Below are 15759 nucleotides of genomic sequence, written 5' to 3'. Positions count from 1 at the left end.
GCCGGGCGTCCTATGCCACTGATTCCTCAGAGCTGCCCATTCGCCTGCCGGAACGCCTAAGACGCATTGCACACAAATCTTCTTACCTGAGGTCCTTGAAAGCAATCTAGACCCGATTGCCGAGCCTAGTTCACTCCACTCCCGCCCGACCGGGCTTTCCCGGGTTGCAGCGGCGCGCCTTGCGAATCAATCACGATCACCTCGCCCAGCCCCATGGCACGCACGGGTGCCTCGACACGGGACAAGTCACCCACCACGACCCAAGTCAACTTGCTGGCGTCCAGCGCGGCGGCAGCGGCCCGGACCTCGTTGAGATCGAGTTGTCGGAGGGCGCTGCTGCGCTGTGTGGTCCAATCCTCTGGCCGGTCGAACCGCACGATGTCTGCGATCTCCGACGCGACGGCCTCCCGCGTCTCGAAACCACCCGCCAGACGCCGCACCTGGCTGTCCCGGAAGCGTGCAACCTCGTCCTGCCTGGCAGGCGCCGGTCCGGACGCGTACTCCGCAATCTCGCGGTGAATCTCCGCCATGGCCTCCGCCACGCGGTCGGACTGCACCGGCGCCACCACTCGCCAGGGTCGCGCTATCGGGGCATTGGCAGCACTGGAGATCACGCCGTAGGACCAGCCCTTGGCCTCTCGCAGATTCATGTTGAGGCGCGCGCTTGGCGATCCTCCCAGGACGGAATTGGCGACCTCGAAGGCCAACGTCCGGGGGTCTGAACTCGGCGCGACCAGTTGCCCGGCCACCAGGGTAGCCTGCAGGGCGCCAGGGCTGTCGACCAGATACACCCGTGGCCTCGCCTGCGCGGGCAGGCGGTCGTCGATGCGCACCTCAGGGATCCCACCCGACCCGCGCCAGTCGCCCAGATGCCTCTCAAGGACCGGGATCAGTTCGTGGAGCGTCGTATCCCCGACCACGACAAGCGTGCCCCGCTCCGGCCGGATCCAGGCACGGTGGAACTCCACCAGGTCATCGCGGCGCAAAGCCTCAACGGAGGCCACTGTGCCCGGTGCATTGAAGGCCTGGGCGTACGGATGATCGAGCCCGTACAGCAGCGCAGGAAACAGGCTCGTGGCCAAGCGCTGTGGGTTAGCCGCCTCCTCCCGAAGCGCCCCCACCTTGGCGGCACGCATGCGATCCATCGCTGCCGGCTCAAAGCGCGGTCGGCGCAGCATGTCCGCGTACAGCGCAACCGAATCGTCAAGCGTGTCTCTGAGACCGACCAGGGTCACCGCGCCGCTGCCCACGTCGACACTTGAACCCAGCTCCGCCCCCAGCGATTCAGCGCGCGCCGCGAACGTCAAGGCATCGTAATCCCCTGCCCCCTCCGCCAGCATGCTGAACGCCATGTCTGCCAGACCCGCAGTTGCCGCGGGATCCACCGGGAATTGATACGACATGCGAACAAGCGGGACGTCCTCCCGTCGAGCCAGGATCACGTGGGTGCCGTTCGACAGCGCCGCCCGCTCGATCGCAGGGAATCTCAACTCCGGATAGCTTTCAGGAAACGGTGGCCCTGCGCTGCGATCCACGCCCGGTGCCGCAGCGCGATGGGTTTTGCCTGGGCTTTGCGCGTGGGACACCGCGTCAGCCGGCTCGGCCTCCTCAGCGAACGCAGCGCGGGCGCCCGGAATGACCGTCAGGATGTGATCCCCCTGCCCCAGCCAGCGGCGAGCGACGCGGACCAGCTGGTCGGGCGTGGCCGATGCCACCACGTCGGCGGACCTCCGGTAACAGCCTGCATCGCCTTCAAATGCCTCACAGGCGGCGAGCACTTCTGCCTTGCCGTCCATCCCACCGTTACGCTCGATGCTCTTCACGAACTCGGCCCGCATCGCGGCCCGCGCACGTTGCACCTCATCGAGGGTGGGACCATCGTTCAGCAGACGCTGAAGCTCCACCTCGATGGCGGTTTCCACGGCCGACGGGTCGACACCATCGCGCACGTTGGCGACGATCATGAGTCGAGATCCGAGCTGCCCCCCTGCCTCTGCCGTCACGTCAGTGGCAAGTTGATCGGAGTGCACCAGGCGCTTGCCCAGCCGGGAGGCATTGCCTCCTCCCAGGATGTAAGCCAACACCCGCAGCTGATCAAAGTCCGGCGTCCCACGAGCTGCGATGTTCCATGTCCGGTGAACACGCGCTTGAGGGACCTGATCGGACAAGGTTTCCCGGGTGGTGGAAGCCCGGTTGGCGACGTCCACGGAAGACCTGGCTACGTCGGGCGCAGATGGGATGTGCCCGAAGTAGGACTCAACCTTCTTCCTGGCCTCTTCAACGCCAACATCGCCTGACAGCACCAGCACCGCGTTGTTTGGGCCGTACCAGGTCCGGAACCAATCCTGGACGTCGGCAAGCGTGGCCGCCTGCAGATCGCGTGCGGATCCGAAGGTCGAATGATGGTACGGGTGCCCCGGCGGGTAGCTTGACCGGGAGAGCTGCTCCCATACGAGTCCGTAAGGCACGCCACGCCGCTGCAGCTTCTCGTTCTCGACAATGCCCCGTTCGGTATCCAGCGCCTTCTGATCGATGGCACCCAGCAGATGACCCATGCGATCGGACTCCATCCAGAGCGCCAGGTCCAGCGCCGTGGATGGAACCACCTGCATGTAGTTGGTGCGCTCCGGCGTAACCGTGGCATTGACGTCGGTGGCGCCGACGCGTTGCAGCGGCCCGTAGTAGGCGTCGCGGTAATGCTCGGTGCCGCGGAACATCAAATGCTCGAAGAGGTGCGCAAAACCGGTGCGGCCGGCAGGCTCATCTCCGGAGCCCACCTGATACCACAGGTGGACCGCCACGATGGGCGCCTTCCGGTCGGTGTGCACAATGACACGCAGCCCATTGGGCAGCGTGAAGCGCTCGAAGGGGATGTCCACCGCTTGCGGAGCTGCAGCCGAGGCGTGCGACGCCGCTTCCGGGTTGCTCGCCCCCACGGGCAGGCTGAAAGCGCCAAGTGCGAGCGCCGTCCCAAGCCACCTCTTCGCGCGACCCACGAAAGCCCCCATGCATCTCCCTCGCTACGTAGTTGCCGACCCGCACGCCCTGCAACACCGCGACGGGGCACCGGAACTGCTCGGGGCTCTCAACTCCCCATGCCGGAGAACCGGCCTCACCCCAGCCTGTTCCCGTGCAGCGCCGCAGCTGCTGATCCGATCTTAACGCCCAAACTGCTCGCAATGCCTGGAGACCATCGCTTGATACTCCGCCATGGGCGCCAGGCCCATTCGAGCGCGACGCTCGTCAAGCGTCCCAGGGGCTTCAACCGCGCGCGGTTCCCAACGCCCCGGGTCTGCACAACGCCCCTGCGTTCCATAGCGCTGGAGAATTGTGCATGCTATTGAATCTCAGACCCAATTTGACGCGGCATTCTGCCTCGAGGTCATTAAGGGGGTCGCTGCTTCTGTCAGGGAACACTGGAAGGATGGATTCGCACCGAATGGTGGGCAAGCAGGAATCAGACCAATCCGTACATGCCGGGACTGGAACTACGGCGATCCGTACGAGACAAATGCCAGCCTTAAGATCACTCCAGCAATAGACCCTCAAACTGACTGATACTTTCTACTTACTGGCACGGCGAAAATCAAGAACATCCACATACGCACAATCTTCATCCACATCATATGAGATGCGGCACAGAGTCCTCGAACCAGTAATTTGTCGAAAAACATTTCCCCCAACCGTCACAAGCGTCCCACGCAGGGGGTTGTCCGATAGCGTGCGAGCATCCTCGACGAAATCATCGATGTAAGCGTCAGCTGCGGACCAATCAAATTTTTGGGAATGCTCAAACTCCCATGCATCCAGCTGCCCCTGGGCACTCGCAGTAATCCTGACCTGATAAATTTTCACACCCACTCCATAGGCGAAATCATGAATCATTCAGTTAAAGCCAGAAGGATTTAGGCCACCTAATAGAGGGGCTTCGGGGGGGCACCAATCTGCCTTCCCAGCTCTCGCTTCTTCTTCCTCGCAGCCCGGAGCTCTTCATACTCTTCCAATAGGATCACAGGCTCCGTTCCATCACGTAGTCGTTCCCGCACTTCAGCAACCCGCGCCAGCCAATCCTGATCACTTTCTTTCATATCACGCCCTCCAAAAATGAGTTCCTTGTTCAAGCACGCATTGCGACTCTAGGCTATCAGACCACAAACACGGGTCAACTTGCCCATTAGTTCTATCTGGCCGCTATCGGAACCGATAAGAGATCATGCGGGCGATGGAACTGGCAGCATTGTCAGGTATGCCACTCGCGCATCGTGGAGCCAACATCCAATGGTGCCGCCCAGGATCGTGTATGCATCACAGATAGACGTAACTGAACGCTCTGACCCGCCCCGTGGCTACCAAGGGCTCCATGGCTTCCGCAACAGAGCGCTGGAACGCCGGGTCCTTGTCGGCATGCTGGGCAAGCAACCAAGCCGCGTCCGCCCCGTCCTGGCCCACCTGCGCCACGGTCGGCCAGCCATGGGCCGCAACGATCGCCTTCAGCCGAGCGGTGTGCACCGCATCGACGGCACTGAGCACCCTCTCCTCGCCCTCGGTGGTCAGCGGGAGGTCCCGCACCGCCTGATCGGCATTCTTCATCCGCAGGAGCTCACCGCGCAGCTCGGGGTCAGTGGGCGTCCCACCGCTGACTCCCAGCGGCGCGAAGAGGATCGCGATCACTAACAATGGACCGAGTCGTTGCGCCACAGCTCCACCTCCCAAGTGATCTCTCAGCCATCAACTGGCCGCACCGTTTAGCAGCCGTACAGAACTAAACTAGCATCTCAGAGGGAGTTGTTAGCTTGTAGAAATTAAACAGTACCGTAATGACTGCGATTCGACATAATTTTTATCCAGTCAAGTCTTTGATTTTAATACATTAAATTCATCCAGTTCCTGCGTAATTTTCTTTTCCTGAAGAAGCAGTAATGGGCGCTCACAATAGATGCCTACGGTCGGTACGCGAACGACCCATTTCCATTGACGATTGCTGAAGCTGGTTTATCTGTACCTCCATCGAAACGATGGAAGCCCGCAATGCCGTTGACTCCCCCACCAAGCCCCCTCCAAATCTACCTGGACGACCCCAACGGCTCGCTGGAGATGTCCGACATCCGCATCGGCAGGTTTCGGATCGGAAAGCTGGTCGTCACCAGCCGAGAGGCCGCGATCCAGGCCCAAGAGATTCTCAATGCCGCCTATGAGCGCACCCGCCGCGCACGCTCAACGAAGAACGGCACCCGGTATCCCGAGCCGCTGCCGGCGGGCACACCCGGGCGCTCGCTCTCCGTAGAAATTGACGACTACATCCGCAATCGCGGCGACTACAGCTGCCTGGCCAGAGAGACCGTCGAGGCGACCTCTCGCACCCTACGGCTGCTTCTAATGACCTGCGGGGACATACCAGTCACCCGCATCGACCACGCTCACATCTACAAGCTGTGGGACCTCATTCGCTGGGCCCCAGACCGTCTGCTGTCCGACCCCGAGTACCGAAGGTTTACCTACGACCAGGCGGTCGCGCGTGGAAAGCAACTCAACGTTGCTCCGCCCGCCCCCGCCACGCTCGAGAAACACCGGCGCTTCCTATCGACCTTCTTCAAAAAGCTAGAGAAATCCAAGGCCATTGGTGCCTCGCCGATGGTCGCCTTCGACGAAATCAAGAAAGACTTGGTCGTGGATCCGAACAAGCCCGAGCGCCTTTTTGACGATGCAGAACTCAAGCGCATCTTCGACCTGGAGACATATGTCCCATGGGCTAGCAAGTACCCCCACCGCTGGTGGCTTCCAATCCTTGGCCTGTGCACAGGGGCGCGCATCAACGAAATCGCTCAGCTGAAACTAGCGGACGTAGTGCAAGAGGCTGGCGTCTGGTGCATACGGATCCAGAAGACCGTCGATCCCGACTTGGCGCACAAGACCCGCAACCGAAGCCGTCAGCGCCTGAAAGGAAAGTCTGCCATTCGAACCCTCCCCATCCCTCCCCAAGTGCTTGATGCGGGCTTTCTGGACTTCGTGGAGGATATCCGCGCGTGTGGCCATCCTCGATTGTTCCCCCACCTGACCGCCGGCGTGAACCGCAAAACGGGTGAGTCGAACCAGCGCTACAGCCAAGCGGCGCTCAACCAGTTCAGCACCTACCTGAAGAGCTTGGGTTTCGGGAAGGGGATTGGGCTGCACGCCTTTCGGCACACCATCGCCACGGAGCTCCATCACAAGGGAATTCCCGACGAGGACATTGCCTTGCTGACGGGCCACAGCATCAGCAAGAGAGTGCCGGTGCTGCATGAGGCCTACTTCCATAAGAAGCCGGAACTCGCCCGAAGGAAGCAAATCGACCTTCTGAGCCGCTACGCGCCGCCGGTGGAGCTGCCGCCCTACCAGAGGGGGCAGTTCGCGAAACAGCTGAGCGACCCGGGAAAGTTCTACCCGTAAGCTATTGCCAATGGCCAAGCCGCTGCGGAATGACGCGGTGCCGTTGCCATAGGCTGTCGTCATTCGCATCGAGGCGGATTTCGAACTACGCTATCCCTTCTGCACCTCGGATAGAACAGATGACAATCGATGTCAGCCACCTCTCGGCAAAAGAACTCAAGACGCTGATCGCTCAAGCAGAGAAACAGCAAACCAGAGTACTGACTCGCCCCAAGGCTGCCGCCATGCGAGCCAAGATCAACAAGTATGTTAAAGACCACGGTTACACGATTGAGGAGCTCTATGGGGCGCTTTCAAGTCCATCCACGGAAAAGGCCGGCAAGCGAGTAGTCCGGAATCCGAAGAAGACGGCCGGCAGCAAGGTCGCCCCTAAGTACCGCAATCCGGCCAACCCTGGTGAGACTTGGTCCGGCCGTGGGCGCCAACCGAAGTGGCTCGCTGCTTTGGTTCAGAACGGGAAGTCGCCGAGCGACTTCTTGATCAAATGAGTCCGCACGTCATGATTCCACGTGACTTCACGCTGTAACGCTTACCAACCACCATCTTGTGGCCCTCGCCAGAAATCGAAATTCCGTGGATTCGCGTCATTGCGAATCCACCTCTAGCACAGCAGCTTCAAAGTCTTCGCTGGACCTTCTTCACTCAGGCTAACCCACCGCCTGGCCGAGCGACATTGGCGCAACATGCTGAGCATCATGCATTGCTTAGGCCAACGACCGGCCCACTCGGTCAGAGGCGAACTCATATCTACAAGAGTCTCTACTAGCCATGCGACTGTTCGGCCGTCATTTGAAGCGGTATCCCACACCTCTAACCGTCACCAGCACTCCGGTGATGCCATGATGCTTGAGCTTCCTCCTGATATTGTGGACATGCGTGTCGACAACCCGACTGGACGAATCATCGGCAGCGACGCCTTGGAGCAGCTCTCCACGCGTGAATGCTCTGGAAGGGGACCGCAGTAGCGCATAAACGATGTTGAACTCGGTCAGGGTCAAGTCGACGACAGCCGGCGGTCCAGACGCCTCTGATTCAACCAGTGCCCTCATCGCCACTCCATCTGCAATCAGCCTTCCCTGCCGGAGGATGCTATCCATTCCCCATCCAAGCGAAACGCGACGCAACACCACATGAACACGAGCGACGAGTTCCCGCGGACTGTATGGCTTGACGATGTAATCATCTGCGCCGCAATGCAGCGCACCGAGCCTATCCCGCTCATCGTCGATCGCAGAAATCATGATCACAGGTGTGCTCGCCCTTCCGCGGATCATAGCGAGCACATCGGTACCAGCCATCCTGGAAGACATCGTCTCTAGAAGCACTATGTGAGGGTGCCAATGGGCGAACAACTCCAAGGCATGCTCTCCGTCATCAGCAACCGCTACGAGGAACCCCTCCTTTCGAAGTTGAGCCTCAAGTATGCCGGCGCTTTCAATGTCACCCTCAACCAACAGCACTCTTCTCACGCTGTAAGGAGACGACACCGAGTACACAGAGTTCGAAAGAGTCATTGATCAACTATTGATGTTTGTCCAGGAGCCGTCGAGGCGGCGAGCCCTTCTTATCACCACGCCGGGGCGTCGCCAACTGGCCGATGACGACGGTCAGCCTGCGCCGCATGTCCGCACATGCAGGGAGTGCTCCAGACGTCGCATGGAGAATTTTCCCCCACCTTTGCGGGTTGCTCGAAGCAGCGCCATCCACTTATGGATGAAGCCGCAAATTGCCCTGCCGTCAGACCGAAAAGAGCAGTACTTGCAGGCACCACCGCGCCCTCGTGAGGATCCGCGGACAGATGCCAGCGAGAGAAGGATTTGAGCCGGCTCATCGACATCAGACGAAGTAGTCATGGATCGCGACAGCGGCTTAGGATGGACCTCCAGGCCGAGCCGCTCTCGCGCCCCGCGGCCGCAGCGTAACGCCACACTTGATTCACCCTGCCTGCCAACTTGCCGGGGGCAGCGGATACCTAATACTCTGTCGAAAGCGTGAGCTTGGGTAGTGACTGACAGCCACTTCGACAGGGTTGCCGGCTGTGGAGTAGTAGAAGCGAACAACTTGAAGTGCGGGATCACCTGGCGCCACTTGAAGCAGATCGGCGGTCTCCTTGTCGAGAACCGTAGCCGTCATGTCCTGCCGAACTTCCGTCACGGCTATGCCGTACATCCGCTCCAGATTCTGATAGATCGGCCCACGTGCTATCCGCGAGGTGATCTGGGCCGCCGCATACTCCGGATGGAGGTAAACTCGCACAACGCCCGCCGGCAGTGAAGCAGCTGACCGCCTTCTTAGAAAACAAGCCTCAGACAACTGGATACCACGCCGGCACTCCAGAACGTCCGAGAGGCGCTCATTGACGGTGATCAAGCCCAAAGATACGTGGTGAAGCTCTGTCCTTCGGAGAAGCTCGCGAAGGCCATCTACAGAAATGATCGGGGGAAATGCCTCCACCTCCTGTGGCGCCGGAAGCACCATCGAGCCAACCCCTGGGCGAGACGCGATCAAGCCTTGGAACCTGAGCAATGCCAACGCCCGGCGCACGGTTTGGCGGCTCACGCCGTGAACTGACATGAGATTCTTCTCGGACGGCAAAGTACTCCCCACTGGATGAGCCCCGCGCTCAATGTCAATGGTGATTGACTGCGCGAGCGCATGATAGAGAGGCTTCGGTTGGCCTTTGTAGGGCTGGCGTCGATCGGACATTGTCACTTCGTTACTCTTTCCTTTCCATTGCGCGCTGGCCTTCTGAGGAGCGCCGCTCTGTGTTGTCCTGGGCCCAACTTTCACAGATGTCGCCCTTCAAACTTCTCACCTGCGGGCAATGCGCCGGCCTTGCATGGCTTTCCTAAGAGCCAGCCTTGACCAACGGCGTCGGGAACGAGCCGGCACATTGCAATCGCCTGCTGCTCGGTTTCAACGCCTTCGGCTACAAGCGGCAGCTTCAGCGCCTTAGCCATTGCGCAGATGGCTTCAACGGCATGGCTCGCCGGAGAATGAGTGCCTGCAGCTCTGGTGAGCCGGCGGTCCATCTTCAGCCCTGCGAGAGGAAGGTCAGCCAGATAGGCGAAGTTCGAGTAGCCAGTTCCAAAATCGTCCAGGTACACCCTGAAGCCCGCCTGCTCCAGCTCGCGCAGCGCCTCTATCAGCAGCTGCTGAGAGGCAGTGGATCGCTCTGTCAGCTCTAGGACTATGGCGGATGCCGAAACTCCATAAATCTTTGTCTGCGCAAGCAGAAACTGTCTTAGTCCGATGCTCAGAATGTCCTGGGCAGACAGGTTGATGCTTGCGTAGAAGCCGTCCCCACATCGTAGGCGCCATCCAATCTCATCTAGGCTTTTCGCGACCACCACCTTCGCCAGCTCAGTGCCGAGTTTCAGGTGTTCCGCCATGGGTACGAAGGTGTCGGGCGAAACATCGGATCCAGTCAGTGTCCGCCAACGAGCCAAGACCTCGACACCGATCATCTGACGGTCAGACAAGCGTCGCAGTGGTTGGTAGACCAAGTCGATGTCTCCGTGCCTGATTGCGCGAGTCAGCATTAGGTCCAGAGCTTCCCGCCGCCCTTGGAAGACCTTCAGTAGAGCCCCTGACCCTGCTCCTCCAGCCAGAGCCAGCGCAAGGATGGACGTAACTGTCCAAGAAGGTTCGTTCCATAGGCTGCCGGATGCGGCTTGGGCAACGACGCAGATATCGAACTCACTGCTGCAGGCGCGTGTGGCGACGTGCCCGGCAGATGGAGTCAACGCCCCGTTCGTGCCCAGCGACATTTCCTGCACTGCGCCAAAGGATTGAAACCGGTGTCTGCCGTCTCGCGTGACCACCAACGCTCCGCCCCCCTCCATGGGCACTGCCACTCGCTCAAACGCCGTTGGAGCCGTGGTCACAATGGCGTTTCCGTACGACGCGAGGTCCACTTTGATGCGCCCATCGCCAGGGGCGGCCACGCTCCGCCAGAGCGAATAGCCTCGAACGAGGCGATTCGGAGCGACAAGCTTTACAGGCGTAGGAAGGCGCCCCCATATTGCTGTACATATCAATCGCCCGTTGCTCAATCTCCCAACATCCTTAATGTAGCGGGAGTGAAACGCTATGAGACGCAGCTCGGCTAAGTCCTCATCTCCACAGGGCGCGGCATCTATCAACAGCGCCTTGTTCAACCCATCAACGCCGGCACGGGCAACATCTTGAGCGTGTTCCAAGAGAACGACCGTATAGTCGGCAAGTTCAACTTTAGCCCGCTGCGTGACTGCCAACTGGGCCGCCGCCAGAGTGCTCGCGACCACGGCTATCCCCAGAAGAAAAGGCGCTGAACGGAGAAGTGCCCATCGCAAAGATCGCCGCTTAGCGGATGACTTGCGCATTCCTGACTCCGGGGTTAGGACCCGCCGGACAGATTGCTATCCGGCGGGATCGGACTCAACTGGCGTGAACCAAACGGAGGCGGAACTCAGTATTTACCTTAAAGAATGCGACTGCCTGAGCAAGCCCATCGGCCTGGTCTTCGACGGCACCGGCTGCTGCTGAGGCCTCTTCCACCAATGCAGCATTCTGCTGTGTCACCTCGTCCATCTGCATCACCGCCTGGTTAACCTGTTCAATGCCCGCAGTCTGTTCTTGGGAGGCTGCGGATATCTCCGTGATCATGTCGCGTACGCGCTGGACGCTCTCAACGACCTGATGGATGGTGGCCCCCGTCTGCCGGACCTCGTTCGAGCTGTCGACCACATCCTGGACCGAGCGATCAATGAGTTGCTTGATCTCCTTCGCTGCCTCAGCGCTGCGCTGGGCCAGCGTCCGGACCTCGCTTGCAACCACTGCAAACCCCCGACCTTGGTCCCCTGCCCTAGCAGCCTCCACGGCCGCGTTCAGCGCTAGTATGTTGGTTTGGAAGGCAATCCCATCGATCACCGTGGTGATGTCTGCGATGCGCTGAGACGACCCCTCAACCTTTTCCATCCTTTCCATTGCCCGATCAACGGCGCGGCCCCCCTGAAGGGCAAGTTCACCAGCGTCCGAAGCGAGTTTGCTAGCCTGCAAGGCATGATCCGCGTTCTGGCGCACCGTGGAAGTCAACTCCTCCATCGACGCAGCCGTCTCCTCCAGGTTCGCCGCCTGCTGCTCCGTGCGACGTGACAGGTCCGAGCTTCCCTTGCTCACTTCCGCGGCGGACACCCGAATGACTCCGGCTCCGTCCTGGATGCCTCGTACGATGCTGCCAAGCTGCTCCGAGGAGGAGTTCGCGGCATCACGCATTTTGGCGAAAACGCCACTGAACTGGCCGGCTACACGGTAGGTCAGATCGCCTTGAGCCACCGCCCCCAGCAGACTCGCGATACTCGAAAGGCTTCGGTCGCTGACGTCGAACATCTGGTTAAGGTTATCAATCATCTCTCGGAAGCTGTGACTAAAGCCATCTGAAGTTCCGCGTTGTGAAAAGTCCCCCAATGCCGCGGCTTGAACAAGACGACGAATCTCCTCGTTGATCGCCAACAAATTGCTTCGTGTGGTCTCCATAGCTTCTGTGATAGCGGTCTGATCTCCGGGCAGAGCCTCCATCCGTACGCTCATGTCCCCTATCGCGTAATGCTGAGCGATGTCGACGATCTGTTCGATCAGCATGTTGGAGCGCTCAACCATGGCGTTGGTGTCAATTGCGAGCTGGCCAAAGGCACCCGGATGACGGGAGCTATCAATACGATGGGACGTCCGCCCTTCGGCCTGAGCAGAGGCCATTTCCTCCTGATCAGCGATGAGAGCCTTGATGCGATCCTGCATCGCGCTCATGCTTCTCAACAGTGCTGCTGTCTCGTCTCGTCCCTCCACCTTGATTAAGTTCTCGATGCCCCCCAATGCAATGGCATTGGCAGTTCTTGTGGCTTGCTCCAAAGGAACGGTCAAACTGCGCGTGATCGCAATTGCCAACGCGATGCTGAGCACGATCGCGAGAAGCCCGGCTGTGATAAGCATCGTGCGACCGCTGGCGCTCGCGGCTTGTGCCTCACGATAGCTTGCGTCCGCCAAGCGCTCCTGAAGCTCCGCGTTGGCAAAGATGGCAGCTTGCCACTCATTGAGGAGCACATCTCCTTCTGCGAGAAGCTTAGTAGCCTGAACTACGTCACCCTGCGAGGCCGCCTCGACAACTGAGTCATTGACCCGACGCGCTGCGAGTCGCTTTTCGGTGATGACGGCACGAATCCTCTTCCCTTCCTCGTCGGCAGGGGTTGCGTAGAGGGCATCACGAGCCTCGTCGTACACCTTCCGCTGCTCGGCGATCTTTCGCATCAAGGATGCCTGGACATCCTTGTCCTGCAGCATGATCAGTTCACGCAACGAGATACTGATCTGCATGTTCGCGCTTGCCATGGATTTGGAGAGTCGAATGCGCTCCATGCTCTCTTTGACTATCGAGTCCATGCTTCGCTCAGCACGGGACAGCGTCCAAAGACCGGACGCAACGATGGACATCGCAACCGCGATCAAGATAGCGAAGGCGGCACTCAAGCGGGTACCGACCCTGAACCGCATCAAGAAATTCTTCACATTCACACCTTTCATGGGGGAGGAGTTGGCTCCTGGCCGACAACGTCAGCGGGCCAGTGATCGGCCCCATCCGGCACAACCTTAGCCCTCCCACAGCGGAGTAGCACCCCACCTGGACTTTTCGCAATGACCACCATATAAGCGACATTGCGCGACGTTCACCACCTTTCTTGACAGGCGCTGCGTATCCAAAGAGTCGGTCCTGCCCGTTTACAGCTGCGCGCCATCGAAATCAGCAGGAACATGTATCTTTCGTTTGTCCATGACTTGTCCATAGTTGCCAGCGAAGGCAAGGACATGCCCCCCTCGAGGCAGGCGGCGCCTCCTGTCAGGGGAGAGGTCCACATTGCCCCTGACCATCTCCCATTGAATGGATATTCCCGGACGGAGGCAGGGATACACACGCATAACCAACTCGGCTTCAATGGTTGGCTTCGTCCTGCAGAGATCGGACGTCGGATGCACGGGATTACACAACGCATGCTGACCCGTAGGTTTCGCCATTTGGAGCGCGATGGGCTGGTAAGTGCGTCACTACTTAGATGAGCTGGCACCCCGAGTCGAATATGCACTTGCTGACCCGAGAGACGAAATCTTGGCTCAATTATTTCCTCTTTGGACTTGGATTGGAGAGAATCCTCAACAGCCTTCGATTCGTACGAGAGCCGTTCGCCAGCAAGCTGTCACGCGAAGAGGTTTGAACAGAGCGATCTCTCTGGGCTCAACTATTGACTGAGCGTGCTTGCTGGAGAGTTCATGGATGCCTGGCTCGACCAGAGCGCCTTTGAGTGCCGCTGGGGCAGTCTAGCCCCCTTGGGCTGATCGCTCAGATGGACAAGGTCGTAGGCTTCCTTGCTGTCGAAGTAGTAGCAGAACGAGCCCTTCGGCACTCCCAGCTACTTGACGGCCTCCTCGATGCCCGTGGCGGAGAATCTAGCTCCGTCTACAACTGGAGCTCGGTACGCACAAGCTCTCTCCTGGTGTCATCAAAGCCGCGGTCCGCCCCGGAGGGCGGCCGCGTTGGCGTGATACCTCGGTGTTGGAGGCAACATGAAGTGAACTTCAGGCCGACCGCCTATCAAAATCAACCGCCAAGCGGCATCGCTCGCTCATCGCAGGTGGGCTATCCGGCGCTGAGCGGCTCCTGAATCAGCGCAAGTAGCGGACCTCAGGGACACACATGACTCCCACCTAATCTGTGGAACCACTTGGCATTACTAAACAGACGCTGCGATCAGCACCTCAAGTAACTCGCCGCAGATCTAGCAAGGACTACCTCTCTACCGCCAGTTGCCCAGCGAGGACGACGACTAGCCCAGGCAAGCTATTTAACACCTCCCAGCTCAGCGGCGATCAGCGCTGACACGTCCGTGACCGGAATGCCTTCGCGCTCATTAAATGTCCCGGCCTTCGACCAAGACATGCCGCGGCCGATGGCGAATGCAGCCCGGTATTTGCGCATCATGTTCTTGGGATCGTTCTTCAGCTCTTCCAAGAGGAAAGGCACCGTCCAGACGGAACGCTTGAAGGATCGACCAAGACCAGCCTCCAATTTATCCGCAACTTCACCATAGGTGACGGTGTCGCCAGCCAAGAAGACAATCTCATTACGAATCGTTGGATCAAAGAACACGATCTCCGCAGTTAGGCGGCCAATATCATCGGGTGTTGTTAGCGTAACAGCATTATCAAGACTACCCAGCGCGTGGACCTCACTGTTCTCGAGATCAACCACGCCAAACTCGGGCTCAAACAAGTAGCTCATGAACATACCTGTCGAGATGATGACCCAATCGGTCCTGTCTTGCGACCGCAGCAACTCGCGAACGTCCAGCTGCGCATCGAAGATATCCTGCGGACCACCACGACCGATCGCCTCGAAGTCCACCCCGAACTGCCATGGGAAGTAGCGCGGAATGCCAGACTGGAGCGCGGCCTTGGCAAGCTTCATAGGCGTGTTGATGCCCGCAGCGTAGCCAGCACAGCCGATCACAGTATCGTAGCGGGAGAAGAGAGAAGCCAACTCATCGATCGAGTCATCCACCAAATCCCCCAGCACAATTTCGATACCCGCATTACGAATATCTGAAATATCCTTCTGCTTGGACGGATCGCCCGATTTGACGGCACTTTCGCGAAGCAGGACACTTATTTTTGCTCCATCAACTTCCTTCGCACGACGCGCCAGACTGCGCAGCACCGGCATACCGAGCTCACCCGCTCCCAATACAAGAATATTTCTCGACTTAACGTCATAATTCACATTATTCATCACTGCACTCACTTCAGCTTGTCTTTCCGGTATACTGCCAGCCCGTGAACTGGCGCGAAAGATGGGCACACGCGTGATACTGCCGTCAGACAATCTCCGTAGAGAAGACATCCTTCAGTACTCCCAGACGGTCTGCGATGGACTTCGAGATGATGACGATGGGCTTCGTCGAGAGGTCCTTGCCCATGCAGGCAGCCGTTGGTCGCTAGGTGTCATTCATACACTAGGCGTTTATGGTCAGCTTCGACATGCAGAGATCGGCCGTCGGATGCACGGAATCACGCAACGCATGCTGACCCGTACGCTTCGCCATTTGGAGCGCGATGGGCTGGTAGTGCGTCGCGAGTTCGATGAAGTGGTGCCCCATGTCGAATATGCACTCTCCGACTCTGGATATGAGCTCCTGGTTCGAATGGTCCCTCTTTGGACTTGGATTGTAGAGAACGTCAGCAGCTTTCGATCCGCACGAGAAAGGTTCGATAGAAAGCTGCCACGCGACGAGGCCTGAACAGAACGAC

The 15759-nt window shown here is 59.2% G+C and carries 11 protein-coding genes; 3 read left to right on the top strand and 8 right to left on the bottom strand.

Translation table 11 applies throughout. From position 1 onward, the window contains the following. Positions 1 to 125: 125 nt before the first annotated feature. The 3 genes from NSQ78_RS06750 to NSQ78_RS06740 form a co-directional block, all read right to left on the bottom strand. Positions 126 to 3008: a pitrilysin family protein gene (locus NSQ78_RS06750; protein WP_339208195.1), complete on the bottom strand. Its 2883-nt coding sequence runs from the start codon at positions 3006 to 3008 to the stop codon at positions 126 to 128. A 556-nt stretch (positions 3009 to 3564) separates the two neighbouring features. Beyond that, positions 3565 to 3885 (bottom strand): type II toxin-antitoxin system RelE/ParE family toxin, encoded by a 321-nt coding sequence (locus NSQ78_RS06745; protein WP_143568718.1) that lies wholly within the window; start codon positions 3883 to 3885, stop codon positions 3565 to 3567. 420 nt (positions 3886 to 4305) lie between these two features. Further along, entirely contained in the window at positions 4306 to 4671 is a 366-nt protein-coding gene (locus tag NSQ78_RS06740; RefSeq protein WP_019659227.1) for a DUF6624 domain-containing protein, read from the bottom strand. 357 nt (positions 4672 to 5028) lie between these two features. Between NSQ78_RS06740 and NSQ78_RS06735 the strand changes: the two genes are divergently transcribed. Together NSQ78_RS06735 and NSQ78_RS06730 are read left to right on the top strand one after the other, a co-directional pair. Further along, a complete protein-coding gene (locus NSQ78_RS06735) occupies positions 5029 to 6426 on the top strand; it encodes a site-specific integrase (RefSeq protein ID WP_019659228.1) in 1398 nt (465 codons plus the stop codon). 119 nt (positions 6427 to 6545) lie between these two features. Beyond that, positions 6546 to 6914, top strand: a complete 369-nt coding sequence (locus tag NSQ78_RS06730) for an H-NS histone family protein (RefSeq protein ID WP_019659229.1) — start codon at positions 6546 to 6548, stop codon at positions 6912 to 6914. 297 nt (positions 6915 to 7211) lie between these two features. Here NSQ78_RS06730 and NSQ78_RS06725 read toward each other — a convergent pair whose 3' ends face one another. The 5 genes from NSQ78_RS06725 to NSQ78_RS06705 all read right to left on the bottom strand — a co-directional run bounded on the left by NSQ78_RS06725 (position 7212) and on the right by NSQ78_RS06705 (position 15241). Next, complete coding sequence (locus NSQ78_RS06725) at positions 7212 to 7940, bottom strand: response regulator transcription factor (protein WP_019659230.1); 729 nt, start codon at positions 7938 to 7940, stop codon at positions 7212 to 7214. Between the two features lie 421 nt (positions 7941 to 8361). Continuing rightward, the gene (locus NSQ78_RS06720) at positions 8362 to 9132 is read right to left on the bottom strand and encodes a GntR family transcriptional regulator (RefSeq protein ID WP_019659231.1); all 771 of its coding nucleotides are present in this window, start codon (positions 9130 to 9132) and stop codon (positions 8362 to 8364) included. 80 nt (positions 9133 to 9212) lie between these two features. Next, positions 9213 to 10790: an EAL domain-containing protein gene (locus tag NSQ78_RS06715; RefSeq protein WP_032955122.1), complete on the bottom strand. Its 1578-nt coding sequence runs from the start codon at positions 10788 to 10790 to the stop codon at positions 9213 to 9215. A 55-nt stretch (positions 10791 to 10845) separates the two neighbouring features. Beyond that, positions 10846 to 12984, bottom strand: a complete 2139-nt coding sequence (locus NSQ78_RS06710; RefSeq protein ID WP_269194964.1) for a methyl-accepting chemotaxis protein — start codon at positions 12982 to 12984, stop codon at positions 10846 to 10848. A gap of 1309 nt (positions 12985 to 14293) precedes the next feature. Further along, the gene (locus tag NSQ78_RS06705) at positions 14294 to 15241 is read right to left on the bottom strand and encodes an aromatic alcohol reductase (RefSeq protein WP_026346940.1); all 948 of its coding nucleotides are present in this window, start codon (positions 15239 to 15241) and stop codon (positions 14294 to 14296) included. A 61-nt stretch (positions 15242 to 15302) separates the two neighbouring features. Between NSQ78_RS06705 and NSQ78_RS06700 the strand changes: the two genes are divergently transcribed. Continuing rightward, positions 15303 to 15749, top strand: a complete 447-nt coding sequence (locus NSQ78_RS06700) for a helix-turn-helix domain-containing protein (protein WP_080112492.1) — start codon at positions 15303 to 15305, stop codon at positions 15747 to 15749. The last annotated feature ends 10 nt before the right edge of the window (positions 15750 to 15759 follow it).

The organism is Stenotrophomonas sp. FSL W7-1447, from assembly GCF_037966425.1.
GTDB lineage: Bacteria > Pseudomonadota > Gammaproteobacteria > Xanthomonadales > Xanthomonadaceae > Stenotrophomonas > Stenotrophomonas pavanii.
Note: the sequence above shows the minus strand (reverse complement) of the source record. Positions and strands in the feature narration are given on the sequence as shown.